Source organism: Mesorhizobium sp. INR15, assembly GCF_015500075.1.
GTDB lineage: Bacteria > Pseudomonadota > Alphaproteobacteria > Rhizobiales > Rhizobiaceae > Mesorhizobium.
This window is the reverse complement of sequence record NZ_CP045496.1, coordinates 2238283-2253005: the sequence shown is the minus strand read 5'-3', so window position 1 is coordinate 2253005 and position 14723 is coordinate 2238283. Positions and strand designations below refer to the sequence as shown.

Genomic DNA, 14723 nt, shown 5'->3' with positions numbered 1-14723 from the left:
CATGACTTCAGTCTCTTCGGCTGCCCTCACGAACGCCATGCGCTACCAGCAGATGCGCATGCAGGCGGATCTCGTCAAAGCCACGAAAGAGTCCTCGACCGGCAGGGTCGCCGATGTCGGGCTGGCCCTGGGCGCGCGCACCGCGCAATCTGTCACCTTCTCGCGCGACCTCGACCGCCTGAACGGCATCGTCGATTCCAACGGCCTGATCAGCGCCCGGCTTTCCGCGACGCAGACCTCGCTTGGCCAGCTCTCCACCGCTGCCCAGAGCCTCCTCTCCAGCCTGACCAGCGCCTCATCCGGCGACGGCGCCAACAGCATCACGCAGTCCGCCGGCAATTCGACCCTGCAGCAGCTCACCTCGATCCTCAACACAAGTGTGAATGGCGAGTATCTGTTCGCGGGCACCAACACCGACGTCAAGCCGATCAATGACTTCTCGGCTGCTGGCTCGTCCGCCAAGGCCGCCTTTGACGCCTCCTTCGTCGCGCGCTTCGGCTTTACCCCAGCCGATCCGGCAGCGGCCAACATTACAGCCGCCCAGATGGACAGTTTCATCACCAACGATGTCCAGCCGCAGTTCTTCGGCGCGGGCTGGCAGGCGAACTGGTCGAACGCCACCGACCAGCAGATCGTCAGCCGCATAGCGCTCAACGAAAACACCCCGACCTCGACCAGCGCCAACCAGGACGGTATTCGCAAGTTGGCCATGGCGGCGACCATTGTCAGTAGTCTGATGTCCAGCAACGTCAGCAAGGCAGCGAAAGACACGCTTATCAGCCGTTCGACGACAATGGTTGGCGAGGCACTGAGCGGCATCGGCCAGGTCCAGTCGCAGACTGGCATCATTCAGAAACGGGTGAGCGACGCCACCGACCGGATGAAGACGCAGGTCGATCTCTTCGAACGGCACATTCTCGATCTGGAAGGCGTCGACCCGGCTGAAGCAGCGACCCGTGTCGCGAACCTGACGCAGCACATCGAGAATTCTTTCGCGCTGACAGCGCGCCTGCAACAGCTTAGCTTGTTGAAATACCTGACCTGAGAACTCTGACACGGAACGGTAGAGCCCCCATAATGTACCAATTCTCCTACGCCGATATCCAGAGCAACTCCGTTGCCGACGCGAAGGATCGCGAGCGGGAGCTGCTGACACGCTCGATCGACATGCTGGCGGCGGCCTCAGCCGCCGGCCGCAACTCGATGGAGGCGATCGAGGCGCTGCATTTCACCAACCGCGTCTGGACGACCTTCGTCGAGGATCTCGGCTCGAGCGACAACGCTCTGCCCAAGGAACTTCGCGCCAACCTGATTTCCATCGGCCTGTGGCTGTTGCGCGAGACCGAGGATGTTCGCCAGGGCCGCACCAACAATTTCGAAGGCTTGATCGAGGTGTCCCAGATCATCAGGGACGGCATTCAATGACCAACACGCTGAAGATATCGCTGAAGCCGAATGAGAAGATCTACATCAACGGCGGCGTGATCCGTGTCGACCGCAAGGTCACCATTGAACTGATGAATGACGTGCAGTTTCTGCTCGAGAGCCATGTGATCCAGGCCGACGACGCCTCGACGCCGCTCAAGCAGCTATATTTCATCCTGCAGGTGGTGCTGATGAACCCGGCCGGAGCGGTCGAGGCCCGCGACATGTTCCGCCGCTCGTTGCCGCTGTTGCTGGCCAGCTTCGAGGATGAGCAGATTTGCGGCACCCTGAAGCAGGTCGACCGCATGGTCGGCGAAGACCACATCTACGAGGCGCTGAAGGCGATCCGCTCGCTCTACGCGCTCGAACGCCGCGCGCTTGGCGGCAATGACGACATCCCGGGCGCATCGCGCCCCCTGGCCGTGGGAGCACGATACTAATGAACGTGGACATGACGACGACGATACCGGTTGGCGCCAACCAGGCCAACCAGCAGACCTCCAAGACGGCGGTCGACTATCAGTCCTTCCTGAAGCTTCTGATCGCTGAGATGAAGAACCAGGATCCGACGAAGCCAATGGATTCGACGCAGTATGTCGCTCAGCTCGCCACCTTTTCACAGGTCGAGCAGTCTGTGCAGACCAACACCAAGCTCGACCAGATCATGCAGTCCTCGGCGCTGTCGCAAGCGGACGCGCTGATCGGCCGTTCGATTACCTCAGCCGACGGCAAGACCACCGGCACCGTCAGCTCGGTTCGCCTGGCGAGCAGTGGTCTGATCGCGGTTCTGCAGAACGGCACTGAAATCGCGGTCGGCCCCGGTGTCTCGGTCAAGGCCGCAAGCTAGACCTTGTAGCCGAGCGAACCCATGAACGAGGCCGACGCTCTCGATATCGTCCAGTACGCGGTATGGACGGTTCTGACCGCGTGCGCGCCGGTGGTGCTGGTCGCCATGGTGGTCGGCATCGGCATCGCCCTGATCCAGGCGTTGACGCAGATCCAGGAAATCACGCTGACCTTCGTGCCCAAGATCGTCGCCATCATGCTGGTGGTGGCGCTGACCGGTCCGTTCATCGGCGCCCAGATATCAGCCTTCACCAACGTCATCTTCGAGCGCATCCAGAACGGCTTCTGATCCCCGCTTGCGGGCTGCGGGGTTCTCGCTAGATTGCTGCGGTGACCTTCCAGGCAGCGCTGCTCTTGATGTCACGGGGAGACCCATGAACCAGGCCAGGCCGAGCGGCAGACCATGTGCGGGATAGCCGGCGTCTGGCGGAAGCGAAGCCCGATCGGCCCGGGTGATGTGGCCGACGTTGCCCGAATGATGCAGGCGCTGGCGCATCGCGGCCCCGACGATCACTCCAGTTGGAATGGCAACCGGCTCGCTCTCGGCCACCGCCGGCTTTCGATCATCGACCTCTCGCCCGCTGCCCGCGAACCGATGCTGACCGCGTGCGGCCAGGGCGTGCTGGTCTACAATGGCGAGGTCTACAATTACCGGTCGCTGCGCGACACACTTGAGGCCGAGGGCAAGGTCTTTCAAACCGTATCGGATGCGGAAGTTGTTCTGCAGGCCTTGCACCACTGGGGGCCGGAAAAGGCGGTTCCACTGTTCAACGGCATGTTTTCGCTCGCCTATTACGACGCTCGCGAAAGCGCGTTGTGGCTTGCCCGCGACCGGCTCGGCATCAAGCCGATGTCGGTGGCCGAGACGGCTGAGCGGATCGTGTTCGCCTCCGAGGACAAGGCGATCCTTGCCTGCGACAGCTTCCCGCGTGACATCGATGCCCGCGAGATCACCTTGCACCTCGCCTGGCAAAGTCGTGATTCAAGCTTCAGCCTGTTCGACAAGATAGAGCGGTTGCCACCGGCCGGCCTGTGGAAGATAAGCGATGCCGGTATCGAGAAGCGTCGCTTCTGGCATGTCCTTGACGTTCTCGATACGGCACGTATCACCAGTGATACGGCTTCCGACGCGGACCATATCGCAACGCTCGAAGCGCTCATCGAGGACAGTGTCGCGCTGCACTGCATCGCCGACACCAGCGTCGCCTCGGCCTGCAGCGGCGGCGTCGATTCCGGCCTGATCACGGCGCTGGCCAAACGGCGCAGACCTGAGATGCACGCCTATGTCGTCGACCCGCGTATCGGCAAAAGCGAGGCAGCCAACGCGGAACGGACCAGCCGTCATGTCGGCATCGATCTGCGCAAGGTGCCTGTCGACAGGAACAGGTTTTTCGAGCTCTGGCCAAGGGCGGTCTGGCATCTGGAAAGTGACGGCTGGCACCCCAGCCATGCCTGTCTGCTGGCGCTTGCCGAACAGTGCCGCGCCGACGGCGTCAAGGTGCTGCTCACCGGCGAGGGCGCCGATGAGCTGTTTGGCGGTTACCCCTGGCAGGTGGCCAGCATGAAGCTTTGGCGCCAATGGTCGTGGCCGCGACGCCTGTTCCAGGGCAGAGGCCGGCTGGCACGCAGGTTCGAGCGTCAGCGCCATGCTCCCTTCCAGACATCGATCGGCGCTGCCCATGGCTGGGACCGTAACATCGCGCTGAGGGCACTGTCGCCGGAACTGAACTTCCTGCAGACCAGGATTTTCGACCGGTTGGACCCGGTGGCGCCGCTTGGTGACCGCGCCTTCCTGGGATGCTGTCTCTACGACCTCTATTCGCACCTTCAGGACCTGCTCCACAGGCACGACCGGCTCGCCATGGCGGCTTCCGTCGAGCTCAGGGTTCCCTTCCTGGAGAACCGGCTGATCGACTTCGCCATCCATCTGCCGAGGCGGCACAAATATCGTGACAAGACCGGAAAATGGCTGCTGAAGAAAGTCGCGGAAAAATACATCCCGCATGAAAACATAGCCGCGCCGAAAGTCGGTTTCGAAGTGTCGGCTGATTTCACCGCCGGCACGCAAGGCCTGCTGCGTGGCGGGTTCCTGCGCGATGCCATGAAATGGCCGGCCGCATCCGTGGAGGATCTTGTCGATCTGGCAAGGCGCGATGAATCGTCGAGGCTAAGGCTGGTCGGCATGGAGCTGTTCCTGCGCCTTCACGCCGGTGGCGAGACGGTGGGCAATCTCACCGAAGCACTTCATGCCGAGGTCAGGGCCGCAGGCTGATGTGGACCTCAGCTATCTCATTGTTGGACCATGAGCTTTCTCGAAAGGCATTCGCCCTTTGGGGCGCTATGCCCTACTTTCGACATACGGTCTGAGGAACCCGGTACCAGGCACGCGAAGGCAAGGAAATACCGATGATTGACGAAAAGCCGGACAGCGAAAGCGTCTCGGCGCTGGCGCCCTTCCGGCATGGCATCTTCCGCGCCGTGTGGTCCGCCAGTCTGGTCTCGAATTTCGGCGGCCTGATCCAGGGCGTCGGCGCTGCCTGGATGATGACGACGATCGCCACCTCATCCTATCAGGTTGCCCTCGTCCAGGCCTCCACCACCCTGCCGATCATGCTGTTCGCGCTCGTTGCCGGCGCGATCGCCGACAGTTTCGACCGGCGCAAGGTCATGCTGGTCGCCCAGACCTTCATGCTGGTCGTCTCGGTGCTTCTGACGGTCTTCACGTATTATGGCCTGATCACGCCGTGGACGCTACTTGCCTTCACCTTCCTGATCGACAGCGGCACGGCGCTGAACAGCCCGTCATGGCAGGCCTCGGTCGGCGACATCGTGCCGCGCAACAAGGTGCCGGCCGCCGTCGCGCTCAACTCGATGGGCTTCAACCTGACCCGCAGCGTCGGTCCCGCGATAGGCGGCATCATCGTCGCCGCGGCCGGCGCGGCTGCCGCCTTTGCCGCCAACGCGGTGAGCTATATCGGCCTCATCGTCGTGCTGGCGCGCTGGAAGCCGGACCTGCCGGTATCGGCCTTGCCGCGCGAGTCCCTCGGTGCCGCCATGGGTGCCGGCCTGCGCTACGTCGCCATGTCGCCCAACATCGGCAAGGTGCTGGTGCGGGGCCTGGCCTTCGGCTTCAGCGCGGGTGCCGTGCTGGCGCTGTTGCCGCTGGTGGCGCGCGATGTGGTCAAGGGCGATGCCTTGACCTACGGCATCATGCTCGGCGCCTTTGGCATCGGCGCCGTCGGCGGCGCGCTGCTCAGCGTGCGACTGCGCCAGCTTCTGTCCAGCGAAACAATGGTGCGCTCGGCCTTCGCCGGCTTCGCCCTCTGTGCCTTCAATGCCGCCATCAGCACACATGCCTGGCAGACATCGCTCGGCCTCTTGATTGGCGGCGCCTGCTGGGTGATCGCGCTGTCGCATTTCAACGTCACGGTTCAGATGGCCACCCCGCGCTGGGTGGTCGGCCGGGTTCTATCGGTCTACCAGACGGCGACTTTCGGCGGCATCGCGCTTGGCAGCTGGGTGTGGGGCGTGGTCGCCGATGCGCACGGCGCCGAAACCGCGCTGATCGCGGCTGCCATCACGATGCTGGCCGGCGGCGCCATTGGCCTGCTTTTGCCCTTGCCGCAGCAGCCGATCCTCAACCTCGACCCGCTCAACCGCTTCAAGGAGCCGCATCTCGCGCTCGACCTCAAGCCGCGCAGCGGCCCCATCGCGATCATGATCGAATATGTCATCCGCCATGAGGACGAGAAGGACTTCCTTGCCATCATGTCCGAACGCGGCCGCATTCGGCGCCGCGACGGCGCCCGCAACTGGACTCTGGCGCGCGATCTTGAAAACCCCACCATCTGGATCGAGCACTACCACACGCCGACATGGCTGGAATACATCCGCCACAATGGCCGCATCACCCACGCCGATGCCGTCATCGGCGAGCGCATCCGGGCGCTGCACTCAGGCGACGAGCCGCCACGCGTGCGCCGCATGATCGAGCGTCCCACCACTGCCGGCACCGCGCTCGTGATGGCCAAAGGGCCGATCGAGCATTGATCCATGATCCCGAAAAGTGGGATCCGGTTTTCGGACAAGATCATGGTCAAACAAGAAGGTCAGTTGGCCGTCTGGATCATGTAGAGCTTGCGTGTCGTCTCGCGGATCCGCCATTCGCCCTTCCACCCCAGCGGCAGGACAAGCAGATCGCCTGGGCCAAGTTCCCGCGTCTCCCCGTCAGCGCGCCGCATCTCCACGCGGCCGGAAATGATGTGACATATCTCCGACGAATCCGAACGGTCGGCCGTGAACAGGCCGGGCGTGCATTCCCAGATGCCGATTTCCAGGGTGCCGTCCTGCGACTGAAAAAGCGCGCGCACCGCCTCGACCTGATTTCCCTCGATGGAAGTCGGCTTGGGCGAGAACGTGCCGATATCGGTCTTGGCGAGATCTTGAAAAGTCGAAAGGTCGATCAAGTCGGGCTCCATGGTCAATGGCCTGTGATACGGTCCGCCAGGGCGGCAAGCTTTGAAGTTCGGGCCAGTCCAGCGGCTTCTCGGCGGTCGGCAATTCGGTAGAGCTGATACATCGCGTGCACGCCAAGCCACCGCAAAGGCTCCGGTTCCCAGCGCCGCACCGTACGGTTGACCCAGGGCAGGCGCACCAGGTCGGTGTCCTCGCCAAGGATAAGGTCGGCCAGCGTGCGCCCAGAGAGATTGGAGCTCGAAACGCCGAGCCCGACATAGCCGCCCGCCCAGCCAATGCGGGTCTTCGGATCGAGGCCGACGGTCGTGCACCAGTCGCGCGGCACGCCGAGCACGCCGCACCAGGCATGCTCGATGCGGCACCCAGCCGTTTGCGGCAAAAGGCTGGTCAGGATCGTATGCAATTGCTCGATCGTCGCCTGCTGCGTCTGCCCATTGACGTCGGTGCGCGAGCCGTAGCGATAGGGCACGCCGCGGCCACCCATGGTGATGCGGCCCTCGCGCGTCCGCTGGGCGTAGCAATAGGCGTGCGCCGCATTCCCGAGCAGTTCGTGCCCGTCCCAGCCGATGTCGCGCCAAAGCTCCGCCGGCAGCGGCTCGGTCACGATCTGGGCGCTGTTGAGCGCGAGCCATGTTCGCTCTTCGCCAGGAATGCCCGCGGTAAAGCCCTCCGTCGCGCGGATGATGGTCTGTGCCCGCACCATGCCGCGATCGGTTGTCAACTCGCCCTTGGCGATGGTGGTCACCGTGGTCTGCTCGTATATCGGCACGCCCAGCCGCTCGACGGCGACGGCCAGTCCGCGCACCAGCTTGGCCGGCTGCACCCGCGCCTGGCCGTGAACGACGAAGCCGCCCAGGACATTACGGACGTTGATGCGCGCGCGGGTCGCTGCGGCGTCCAGCAACTCTACGCGCGTGGGGTCGACATCCCAGGCCCGGATCGTCTCGCCTTCCGCGTATGCCCGTTCAAGCTGGGCCGGGTTGGTGGCCACGGTCAGGTTGTCGACGCGGCGGATATCGGCATCAATGCCTTCCGCCTCCGCCACCTTGATGACCTCGTCGACGCAGCCCGCCATGGCCTTCTGCATCGCCGTCACGCCTTGCCGGCTCGATGTCTTGAGGTATTTCTCCCGCGACCAGCTGAACCCGCCAGACAGCCAGCCGCCATTGCGGCCGGACGCGCCGAAGCCGGCGAACGCGCGCTCGATCACCACGACGCGAAGCGACGGCTTGGCCTTCTTCAGATAGTAGGCGGTCCACAGTCCGGTATAGCCGGCGCCGACGATGGCGACGTCTGCTTCTATGTCGCCGGGCAAAGGCGGGCGCGGAGCGGGAACCGCGCCCAGATCCGCATACCAGAACGATATGTCGCCGTTGCGTTTGGCTTGCATGGAATGACTCTCGGATGGAATTGGATCAGGTCAGTGTCTGGTCGGCCGCGCTGTCGTCGGCCAGCAGCTTGGCATCAGTGCCGTCGAAGCAAAGCTCCACCTGGTCGCCCAGGTTGAAGTTTTCGCCAGTCAGCGACGAGCGCACGACCGCCGTGGACCCGTCACCAAGCTTCACTTCGTATTTCGATCCCGAGCCAAGGTAGATGGCTTCCGCGATCGTCCCCGGCAATCGGTTGGCGCCGCTGGTCATGTTTTGGCCAGGCCGGCTGATGGCGAGTTTTTCGGGGCGCAGCAGCATCACCGGGCTGATCTCGCCCGTGATCCGTGTCGGCGCCGTCACCGTCACGCCAGCGATCCGCAACGCCGTGCTGGTGCCATCGCTTCGTGCCTCTCCGCGCAGGACGGTGGAATCGCCGACGAAACGCCCGACGAAAAGTGTCGCGGGCTCATCATAGAGCTGGCGACCGGTGCCGACCTGCTCGATCCGCCCGCGATTGAACACGGCGATGCGGTCTGACAGCACCAGCGCTTCCTCCTGGTCATGCGTCACATAGACAAAGGTGGTGCCAAGCTCGCGGTGGATGCGCTTGATCTCGAGCTGCAGCCATTCGCGCAGTTTCTTGTCGAGCGCGCCCAGCGGCTCGTCCATCAGCAGCAGCGGCGGGTCGAAGACGATGGCCCGGGCGAGCGCGACGCGCTGCTGCTGGCCGCCCGACAATTCGCTTGGATAGCGATGCGCGAAATCACCCATCTTGACCATGTCGAGTGCTCTTGCCACACGCGTGGCGCGGGTCGCCTGGTCGACCCCGCGCAGCGTCAGCGGATAGGCGACATTGCCGCCAACCGTCATGTGCGGGAAAAGCGCATAGTGCTGGAAGACGACGCCGATGTTGCGCTTGTGCGCCGGGACGCCGACCACACTCTTGCCGCCGATCAGCAGCTTGCCGCTGGTCACATCCGTGAAACCGGCGACGACATTGAGCGTCGTCGTCTTTCCCGAGCCGCTCGGGCCGAGCAGCGTCATGAATTCGCCGGGCTCGATCCGCAGCGAGACACCGTCCAGCGCCATGAAGCCGCCATAGGCCTTGGTGATCGCTTCAAGGTCGATCGCGGCTCCCCTGCTCTCTTGTCTCGGATTCATGGGCGTCCCTTCCGCTCGCGGCCAAGGAGAAGCATGCCGCCGCCGATCAGGATCGTGGTGGCGAAAAGCAGGATCGTGCCGACGGCCGCGACCGTCGGGTCGGCGTCGCGCGTGATGGAGGCGAATATCTGCACAGGCAATGTCTTCAGGTACGGGTTGGTGATGAACAGCGACACCACGATCTCGTCGAAGGACGTGGCAAAGGCGAACAGCAGGCCCGACAGGATGCCGGGCAGGATCAGAGGCAACGTCACCGTGCGAAACGTGGTCAAGGCCCCGGCGCCAAGGCTCGCGGCAGCTGTCTCAAGGCGCCTGTCGAAGACTTCGAGACTGGCCGAGACCGCGATCAGCACGAAGGGAAGCGCCAGCACGGTGTGAGCGAGCACGAAGCCCAGCAGCGTTCCAACAAGCCTTGTGTCGAGATAGACGGCGTAGATGCCGATGGCCAGCACCACACCGGGCACCACCATCGGCGTCAGTATCAGCATCCGCAACAGGTTCGCCGGCCGCGCCTTCATGCGGTCGAGACCAAAAGCCGCGAGCGTGCCGAGCACCGTCGCCAGCACCGCCACCACGCAGGCGACCTTGAGTGAGTTGAGGAAACTGGCTGACCATTCCGGGCTGGTGAAGAAATTCTGGTACCACTGCCAGGAGAAGCCCTGCGGCGGAAACGCGAGCGACTTGTTGGCGTTGAACGACATCGGCACGACGACAAGCGTCGGCGCCACCAGCCAGATGGCCACCAGGAGGCATACAAGACCGAGCAGGACGCGGGTGAGCGGCTTCATCTCCATCAGCGCCGCCCTCCTTCCCTGTACTTCGACCGCATGACCGGGGCGGCAAGCGCGAGCAACAGGAAGGTGGCGGCCAGCAGCACGACGCCCATGGCGCCGCCCCTGCCCCATTGCAGCAGGCTCAGCACCTGGGTCTGCACCAGCGTCGACAGCATGGTCGAGCGCGGGCCTCCGAGCAGGGCAGGCGTGATGTAGAAGCCCAGCGCCAGAATGAAGACAATGATCGCGCCAGCATAGACGCCTGGCAGCGAGAGCGGCAGATACACCGTGAAGAAGGCGCGCGACGGCCGCGCGCCAAGACTTTGCGCCGCTCGCATCAGCCTGAGGTCGATGCCCTTCATGACGGAATAGAGCGGCAGGATCATGAACGGCAGCAGCACCTGCGCCATGCCGATCACGACGCCGGTCTGGGTGCGGATCAGCCGGACGCCGCTGAACCCGGCCGATCTGAGCAGCGAGTTGATGACGCCTGAGTCCTGCAGCAGGATCACCCAGGACAAGGTACGCACAACGCCGCTTACCCAGAACGGGATCAGGACGCAAAGGATCAGCAGCAGCCGGGCCCGTGGCCCGACAGCGGTCATCAGATAGGCATAGGGGTAGGCCGCGATGACGCAGACCAGCGTGACCCACGCCGAGATGGTGAAGGTCCGCTGCAGCACCGTCAGATTGACCGGTGCACCGAAGAACCAGGCATAGTTCTGCAGGCCCCATTCCGGCTCGGACAGGCTGCGCAGCACGATCGTCAGCAGCGGGTAACCGATGACGGCGGCAAGCAGCACCAGGGCAGGCAGGGCGAGCGCGAACGGCCTCCATGCCCATCCCGGCCGCGTGGCGGCCGGGTGGCTTGTCGGTTCGATCGCGCTCACCGCTTTGCCCCTTTCAGCCGGTCAGTTGCCGGCCATCAGCGCCGACCACTTTTCCTGCGCCACCGCGAAGTTCGGGACCCAGAACTTGAAGTTCTGCTTGTAGCCCTGCTTCTGGCGATCCGGCGTGTTGGTCAGGAAGGCAGCCACCGACGCATCGACCTTGGGTTGCGCATCGTTGTTGATCGGCGTGTAGGAGGTCTTCTCCGCCAGGATTTCCTGCGACTGCTTGCCGAGATAGGCATTGAGCAGGGCGTAGGATGCATCCGTATCCTTGACGCCGACAGGGATCGTCATCTGGTCCATCACCACCAGCCAGTCCTGCCAGGCCGGCGCGTATTTGGCGCCGTTCTTGACCGCCGTCATGGCCCGGCCCGTCCACATCATCAGCATGTCGGCCTCGCCGGATTCCGCCAGTTGCTGCGATTCCGCACCGGTCTTCCAGAAGATCGTGTCCGGGCCGAGTTTGCGGACCACATCGATGGCCTTGTCGATATCGGCCACCGTCATCGCCTTCGGGTCACCGCCGGTGAGCTTGAACGCCTGTTCGAGCAAACCGCCGGTCGGGCTGCCGGAGCCGTCGATGCCGCGTACGCCTGGGAATTTCTGCGTGTCGAAGAAGTCGGCCCAGCTCTTGGGCGGATTGTCCTTGTACTTCTCCTTGTTGTACATCAGCACGACGCCGTAATTCATCGCCGGCACCGAGCATTCACCAACCTGGCCTTCCGGGATTTTCGAGACGTCGAGCTTGGTCAGATCAAGCTTCTGGAACAGCTTGCCGCAATAGACGTAGGGCGGCAGGTCGTCGGTGTCGACGACGTCCCAGGTGACGTTACCAGACTCGACCTGCGCCTGCAGCTTGGCAATCTCGGTCGGTCCATCGTTGAGCAAGGTGGCGCCAGACTTTTCGACGAAGTCCTTGAGCGCGGCCGCCTGGCCGTCCTGGTAGATGCCGCCATAGGAGACCAGCGTCAGGGTCTTGCCCTTGAGCGAACCTTCCTTGACCTCGCCCGCGACCGGCTTTTCCTGCGCGAAAGCCGCGGTTGCCAGAACACCAAGCACCAGCGCGGCGCCAAGAGTGAGATGTTTCGATTTCAGCATGATTGTCATTCTCCCATTGATAACCCGCGCTGCATCGGACCTACCTGGCTGCGAGCGGTTTCCAGGCGGTGTATTTGTCGAGTTCGGCGCGCACCGAGGTTGGTGGCGCTATGATCCACATCACCTCGGCCCGGCCGCTGCCGATGTTCTCGATGCGATGTGGTGTCGATGTCGCGTATTCGATGCTGTCGCCTTCCTCCAGAACATGGATTGCGTCACCGAGGGCGGCTTCCACCACCCCGCGAAGCACCACAAGCATCTCGTGCGCGTCGCCATGGGTATAGAGGTCGGAGCCGGTCGAGCCGCCGATGTCGAATTCGCCGATGTAGACTTCCATGTCGCTCAAGGGCGGGCGCGACAGCAGCATCTTGCGGCAGCCGTCGCTGGGCGGAAGGCTTGGCCGTTCGCTCCGCCGCAAGACGCCATGGCCCTGCGTCGTGCTTTCCTCGAACAGCATCGCGACGCTGACCCCCAGTGCCGAAGCCATCTGGTTGAGCGAGGCCGTGCTGGCGCCGGTCAGGCCGCGTTCGAGCTGACTGATGAAGCTGGCGCTCGTCCCGGTCGCCTCACCAAGCTGGCGCAGCGAGAGCCGGCGGCCAAGGCGCAGGCTCTTGAGCCGCATGCCCAGCACCTGATGCGCCAGGGTTGCGGCTGAACCGCCGCCATCCTTGTCCGAAGCCTGGCCTTGACCAATTGGCTTGCGCATGCCGCTTCCTCATCCCACTGAACAGTTTGTACAGTACCACTGTACAGATGGCAAGCGACGAACAGCAGCATCCGACCGAACCCGGTTCGCCGGCAAACCTGTGAGCCGAGATTGAGCTGCATTCCGATTGCCGCTGTCCGGCGTCCCGTCGTCGCTGAGAAAGGCCGGTCAGCCCTCGCCGGACAGATCCCGGCGCGCCTTGTCGAGTTCCTCGGCATAACGGCGCATCAGATGGCCCTCGGTCAGAAGCCCAAGCACGATGCGGTCGGCGAAATCCTCGACCACGGCCAATTCCTCGGCGCCGGCGCGCTGGAAGGTTTCGGCGGCGGACTGCACGTTCATGCTCGGCACCAGGACCGCATCCTTGTACTGCGCGAGATCGCGCACAGTGACCTCGCCATCGGAAGGATCGCTGTGCAGTTCGGCCACGATCAGCACGCCGACATAGTGATCACCCGGGTCGACGGCGATGACGCGCTGGGCCGAACCCAGCGGCACCTCCTTGCGGAAGGTCGCCAGCGTCGTCGCGGCATCGATGGTGCGGATGTCCTTGCGCATCATCGAGCCGACCGTCAAGCTGCGCATCCAGCCGACATCATGGGCGCTGCGGATCGTTTCGCCGCGCAGGTGGAAACGCCATGTCGAGAAGGAATAGCCGAAGGTTTCGCGCACCAGGATCGCCGACATGATCGAGGCGGCCAGCACCACGCCGGTGAGCGTCAGGTCACGGGTCGATTCCAACGCCAGGAACGTCATCGTCAGCGGGCCGCCGACGACACCTACCGCCAGCGATGTCATGCCGACGACGGCGGCGACGGCGGGATCGATGCCGGTCGCCGGCGAAATCAGCGCCATCACCCCGGCGAAAGCCTTGCCGAGCAAGGCGCCGAGAAACAGCGAGGCAAAGAACAACCCGCCGCGAAAACCGGAGCCAAGCGAGATCGCCGACGCCGCCAGTTTCAGCACGAAGACACTGGCCACCACCGCAAGTCCGTAGTTCATCGAGAATTCGCGATGCAGCGCGCCGTGTCCGCTGGACAGGACCTGCGGCGTGATCAAGCCAAGCAGCCCGACGAACACGCCGCCGATGACGGGGCGCAGCGACGTGTCGACCGACAGCCGCGCGAAACCGCGCTCGATCAACGTCACCAGCTGCATGATGGCGATGGAGGCGGCGCCGCCGAGCAGCCCAAGCAGCAGGAACGGCAGATACTGGCCAGCGGTCAGCGCTGGCAGGCCGGAGAGCTCCAGCGGAAACGGCACCCCGCCAAACACCTCGGCGGTCAGGGAGGCCGAGATCGCGGCGGTCATGACCGGCGCGACATTGGCGACCGAATAGATGCCGATGACCAGTTCGAAACCATAGAATGCGCCGGTCAGCGGCGCGTCGAAGGCGGCGGCGATGGCGCCGGCGGCGCCACAGCCTACCAGGATGCGGACATCGTTGCGGCGCAGCCTGAAGATGCGTGCCAGACGCGACGCCAGGCCGGATCCGACCTGCGTGTAACCGGCCTCCAGGCCGACCGAGGCACCGAAACCGCTGGAGATCATCGTCTGCCCGACGATGATGAATGTATCGGTGAGCGACATGCGCCCGCCATAGAGTGCATTGGCTTCGATAGGGTCGACGGGCGTGCGGAACTTCCGCATCCGCAGCCAGATCACCGTCAGCCCGAGCAGGATGCCGCCGATCGCCGGAATAAGCGCCTGCGCCGGATGATCGAGGGAAAACATCGCTGAAAGCCGGCCGCCTGGCTGAACGCCATAGAGCAGCCCATGCATGTCCTGCACCATCTGGCTCATCGCGGTGACAAGTATGCCGGCCATGACACCGACCACTCCCGCCAGAATGACCACGGCGATGCCCCGCGCCTCAAGCAGCGGGACCGATCTGAGCAGCACCGCGCGCAGTCGGCGGGCATAGACTTGCGGTTGGTTTCTGGAAAGCACCGGAGCGGCTCGCCGATATCAAGGACGA

At 63.9% G+C, this 14723-nt stretch carries 15 protein-coding genes; 7 read left to right on the top strand and 8 right to left on the bottom strand.

Going from position 1 to position 14723, the window contains the following annotated elements; all coding sequences use genetic code 11:
- Window position 1 precedes the first annotated feature (1 nt).
- From GA829_RS10960 to GA829_RS10930, 7 genes are all read left to right on the top strand, one after another.
- Complete coding sequence (locus GA829_RS10960; protein WP_195178515.1) at window positions 2–1045, top strand: flagellar hook-associated family protein; 1044 nt, start codon at window positions 2–4, stop codon at window positions 1043–1045.
- Between the two features lie 32 nt (window positions 1046–1077).
- Window positions 1078–1425: a flagellar biosynthesis regulator FlaF gene (flaF, locus tag GA829_RS10955; protein ID WP_195178514.1), complete on the top strand. Its 348-nt coding sequence runs from the start codon at window positions 1078–1080 to the stop codon at window positions 1423–1425.
- Window positions 1422–1865, top strand: coding sequence for a flagellar biosynthesis repressor FlbT (gene flbT / locus GA829_RS10950; RefSeq protein WP_195178513.1), 444 nt, complete (start codon window positions 1422–1424; stop codon window positions 1863–1865). Before flaF ends, flbT begins: the two co-directional genes overlap by 4 nt.
- On the top strand, window positions 1865–2272 hold the full coding sequence (flgD, locus tag GA829_RS10945) for a flagellar hook assembly protein FlgD (RefSeq protein ID WP_195178512.1): 408 nt from the start codon (window positions 1865–1867) through the stop codon (window positions 2270–2272). Before flbT ends, flgD begins: the two co-directional genes overlap by 1 nt.
- Before the next feature lie 21 nt (window positions 2273–2293).
- Window positions 2294–2560 carry a flagellar biosynthesis protein FliQ gene (fliQ, locus tag GA829_RS10940; RefSeq protein ID WP_195178511.1) on the top strand — a complete coding sequence of 89 codons (267 nt, stop codon included), beginning with the start codon at window positions 2294–2296 and terminating at the stop codon, window positions 2558–2560.
- Window positions 2561–2674: 114 nt separating this feature from the next.
- A complete protein-coding gene (gene asnB, locus GA829_RS10935) occupies window positions 2675–4543 on the top strand; it encodes an asparagine synthase (glutamine-hydrolyzing) (protein WP_195178510.1) in 1869 nt (622 codons plus the stop codon).
- 134 nt (window positions 4544–4677) lie between these two features.
- Window positions 4678–6321 (top strand): MFS transporter, encoded by a 1644-nt coding sequence (locus GA829_RS10930; protein ID WP_195178509.1) that lies wholly within the window; start codon window positions 4678–4680, stop codon window positions 6319–6321.
- A gap of 59 nt (window positions 6322–6380) precedes the next feature.
- Here GA829_RS10930 and GA829_RS10925 read toward each other — a convergent pair whose 3' ends face one another.
- From GA829_RS10925 to GA829_RS10890, 8 genes are all read right to left on the bottom strand, one after another.
- On the bottom strand, window positions 6381–6749 hold the full coding sequence (locus GA829_RS10925; RefSeq protein WP_195178508.1) for a cupin domain-containing protein: 369 nt from the start codon (window positions 6747–6749) through the stop codon (window positions 6381–6383).
- A 2-nt stretch (window positions 6750–6751) separates the two neighbouring features.
- Window positions 6752–8137, bottom strand: a complete 1386-nt coding sequence (locus GA829_RS10920; RefSeq protein ID WP_195178507.1) for an NAD(P)/FAD-dependent oxidoreductase — start codon at window positions 8135–8137, stop codon at window positions 6752–6754.
- Window positions 8138–8162: 25 nt separating this feature from the next.
- The gene (locus GA829_RS10915; protein ID WP_195178506.1) at window positions 8163–9278 is read right to left on the bottom strand and encodes an ABC transporter ATP-binding protein; all 1116 of its coding nucleotides are present in this window, start codon (window positions 9276–9278) and stop codon (window positions 8163–8165) included.
- Window positions 9275–10072 (bottom strand): ABC transporter permease, encoded by a 798-nt coding sequence (locus GA829_RS10910; RefSeq protein ID WP_195178505.1) that lies wholly within the window; start codon window positions 10070–10072, stop codon window positions 9275–9277. Before GA829_RS10910 ends, GA829_RS10915 begins: the two co-directional genes overlap by 4 nt.
- Window positions 10072–10941: an ABC transporter permease gene (locus tag GA829_RS10905; RefSeq protein WP_195178504.1), complete on the bottom strand. Its 870-nt coding sequence runs from the start codon at window positions 10939–10941 to the stop codon at window positions 10072–10074. Before GA829_RS10905 ends, GA829_RS10910 begins: the two co-directional genes overlap by 1 nt.
- Window positions 10942–10962: 21 nt before the next feature.
- Window positions 10963–12039, bottom strand: coding sequence for an extracellular solute-binding protein (locus GA829_RS10900; protein WP_195178503.1), 1077 nt, complete (start codon window positions 12037–12039; stop codon window positions 10963–10965).
- Window positions 12040–12079: 40 nt separating this feature from the next.
- On the bottom strand, window positions 12080–12745 hold the full coding sequence (locus GA829_RS10895) for a helix-turn-helix domain-containing protein (RefSeq protein ID WP_195178502.1): 666 nt from the start codon (window positions 12743–12745) through the stop codon (window positions 12080–12082).
- Window positions 12746–12913: 168 nt separating this feature from the next.
- Window positions 12914–14695 (bottom strand): chloride channel protein, encoded by a 1782-nt coding sequence (locus GA829_RS10890; RefSeq protein WP_195178501.1) that lies wholly within the window; start codon window positions 14693–14695, stop codon window positions 12914–12916.
- Window positions 14696–14723 lie beyond the last annotated feature (28 nt).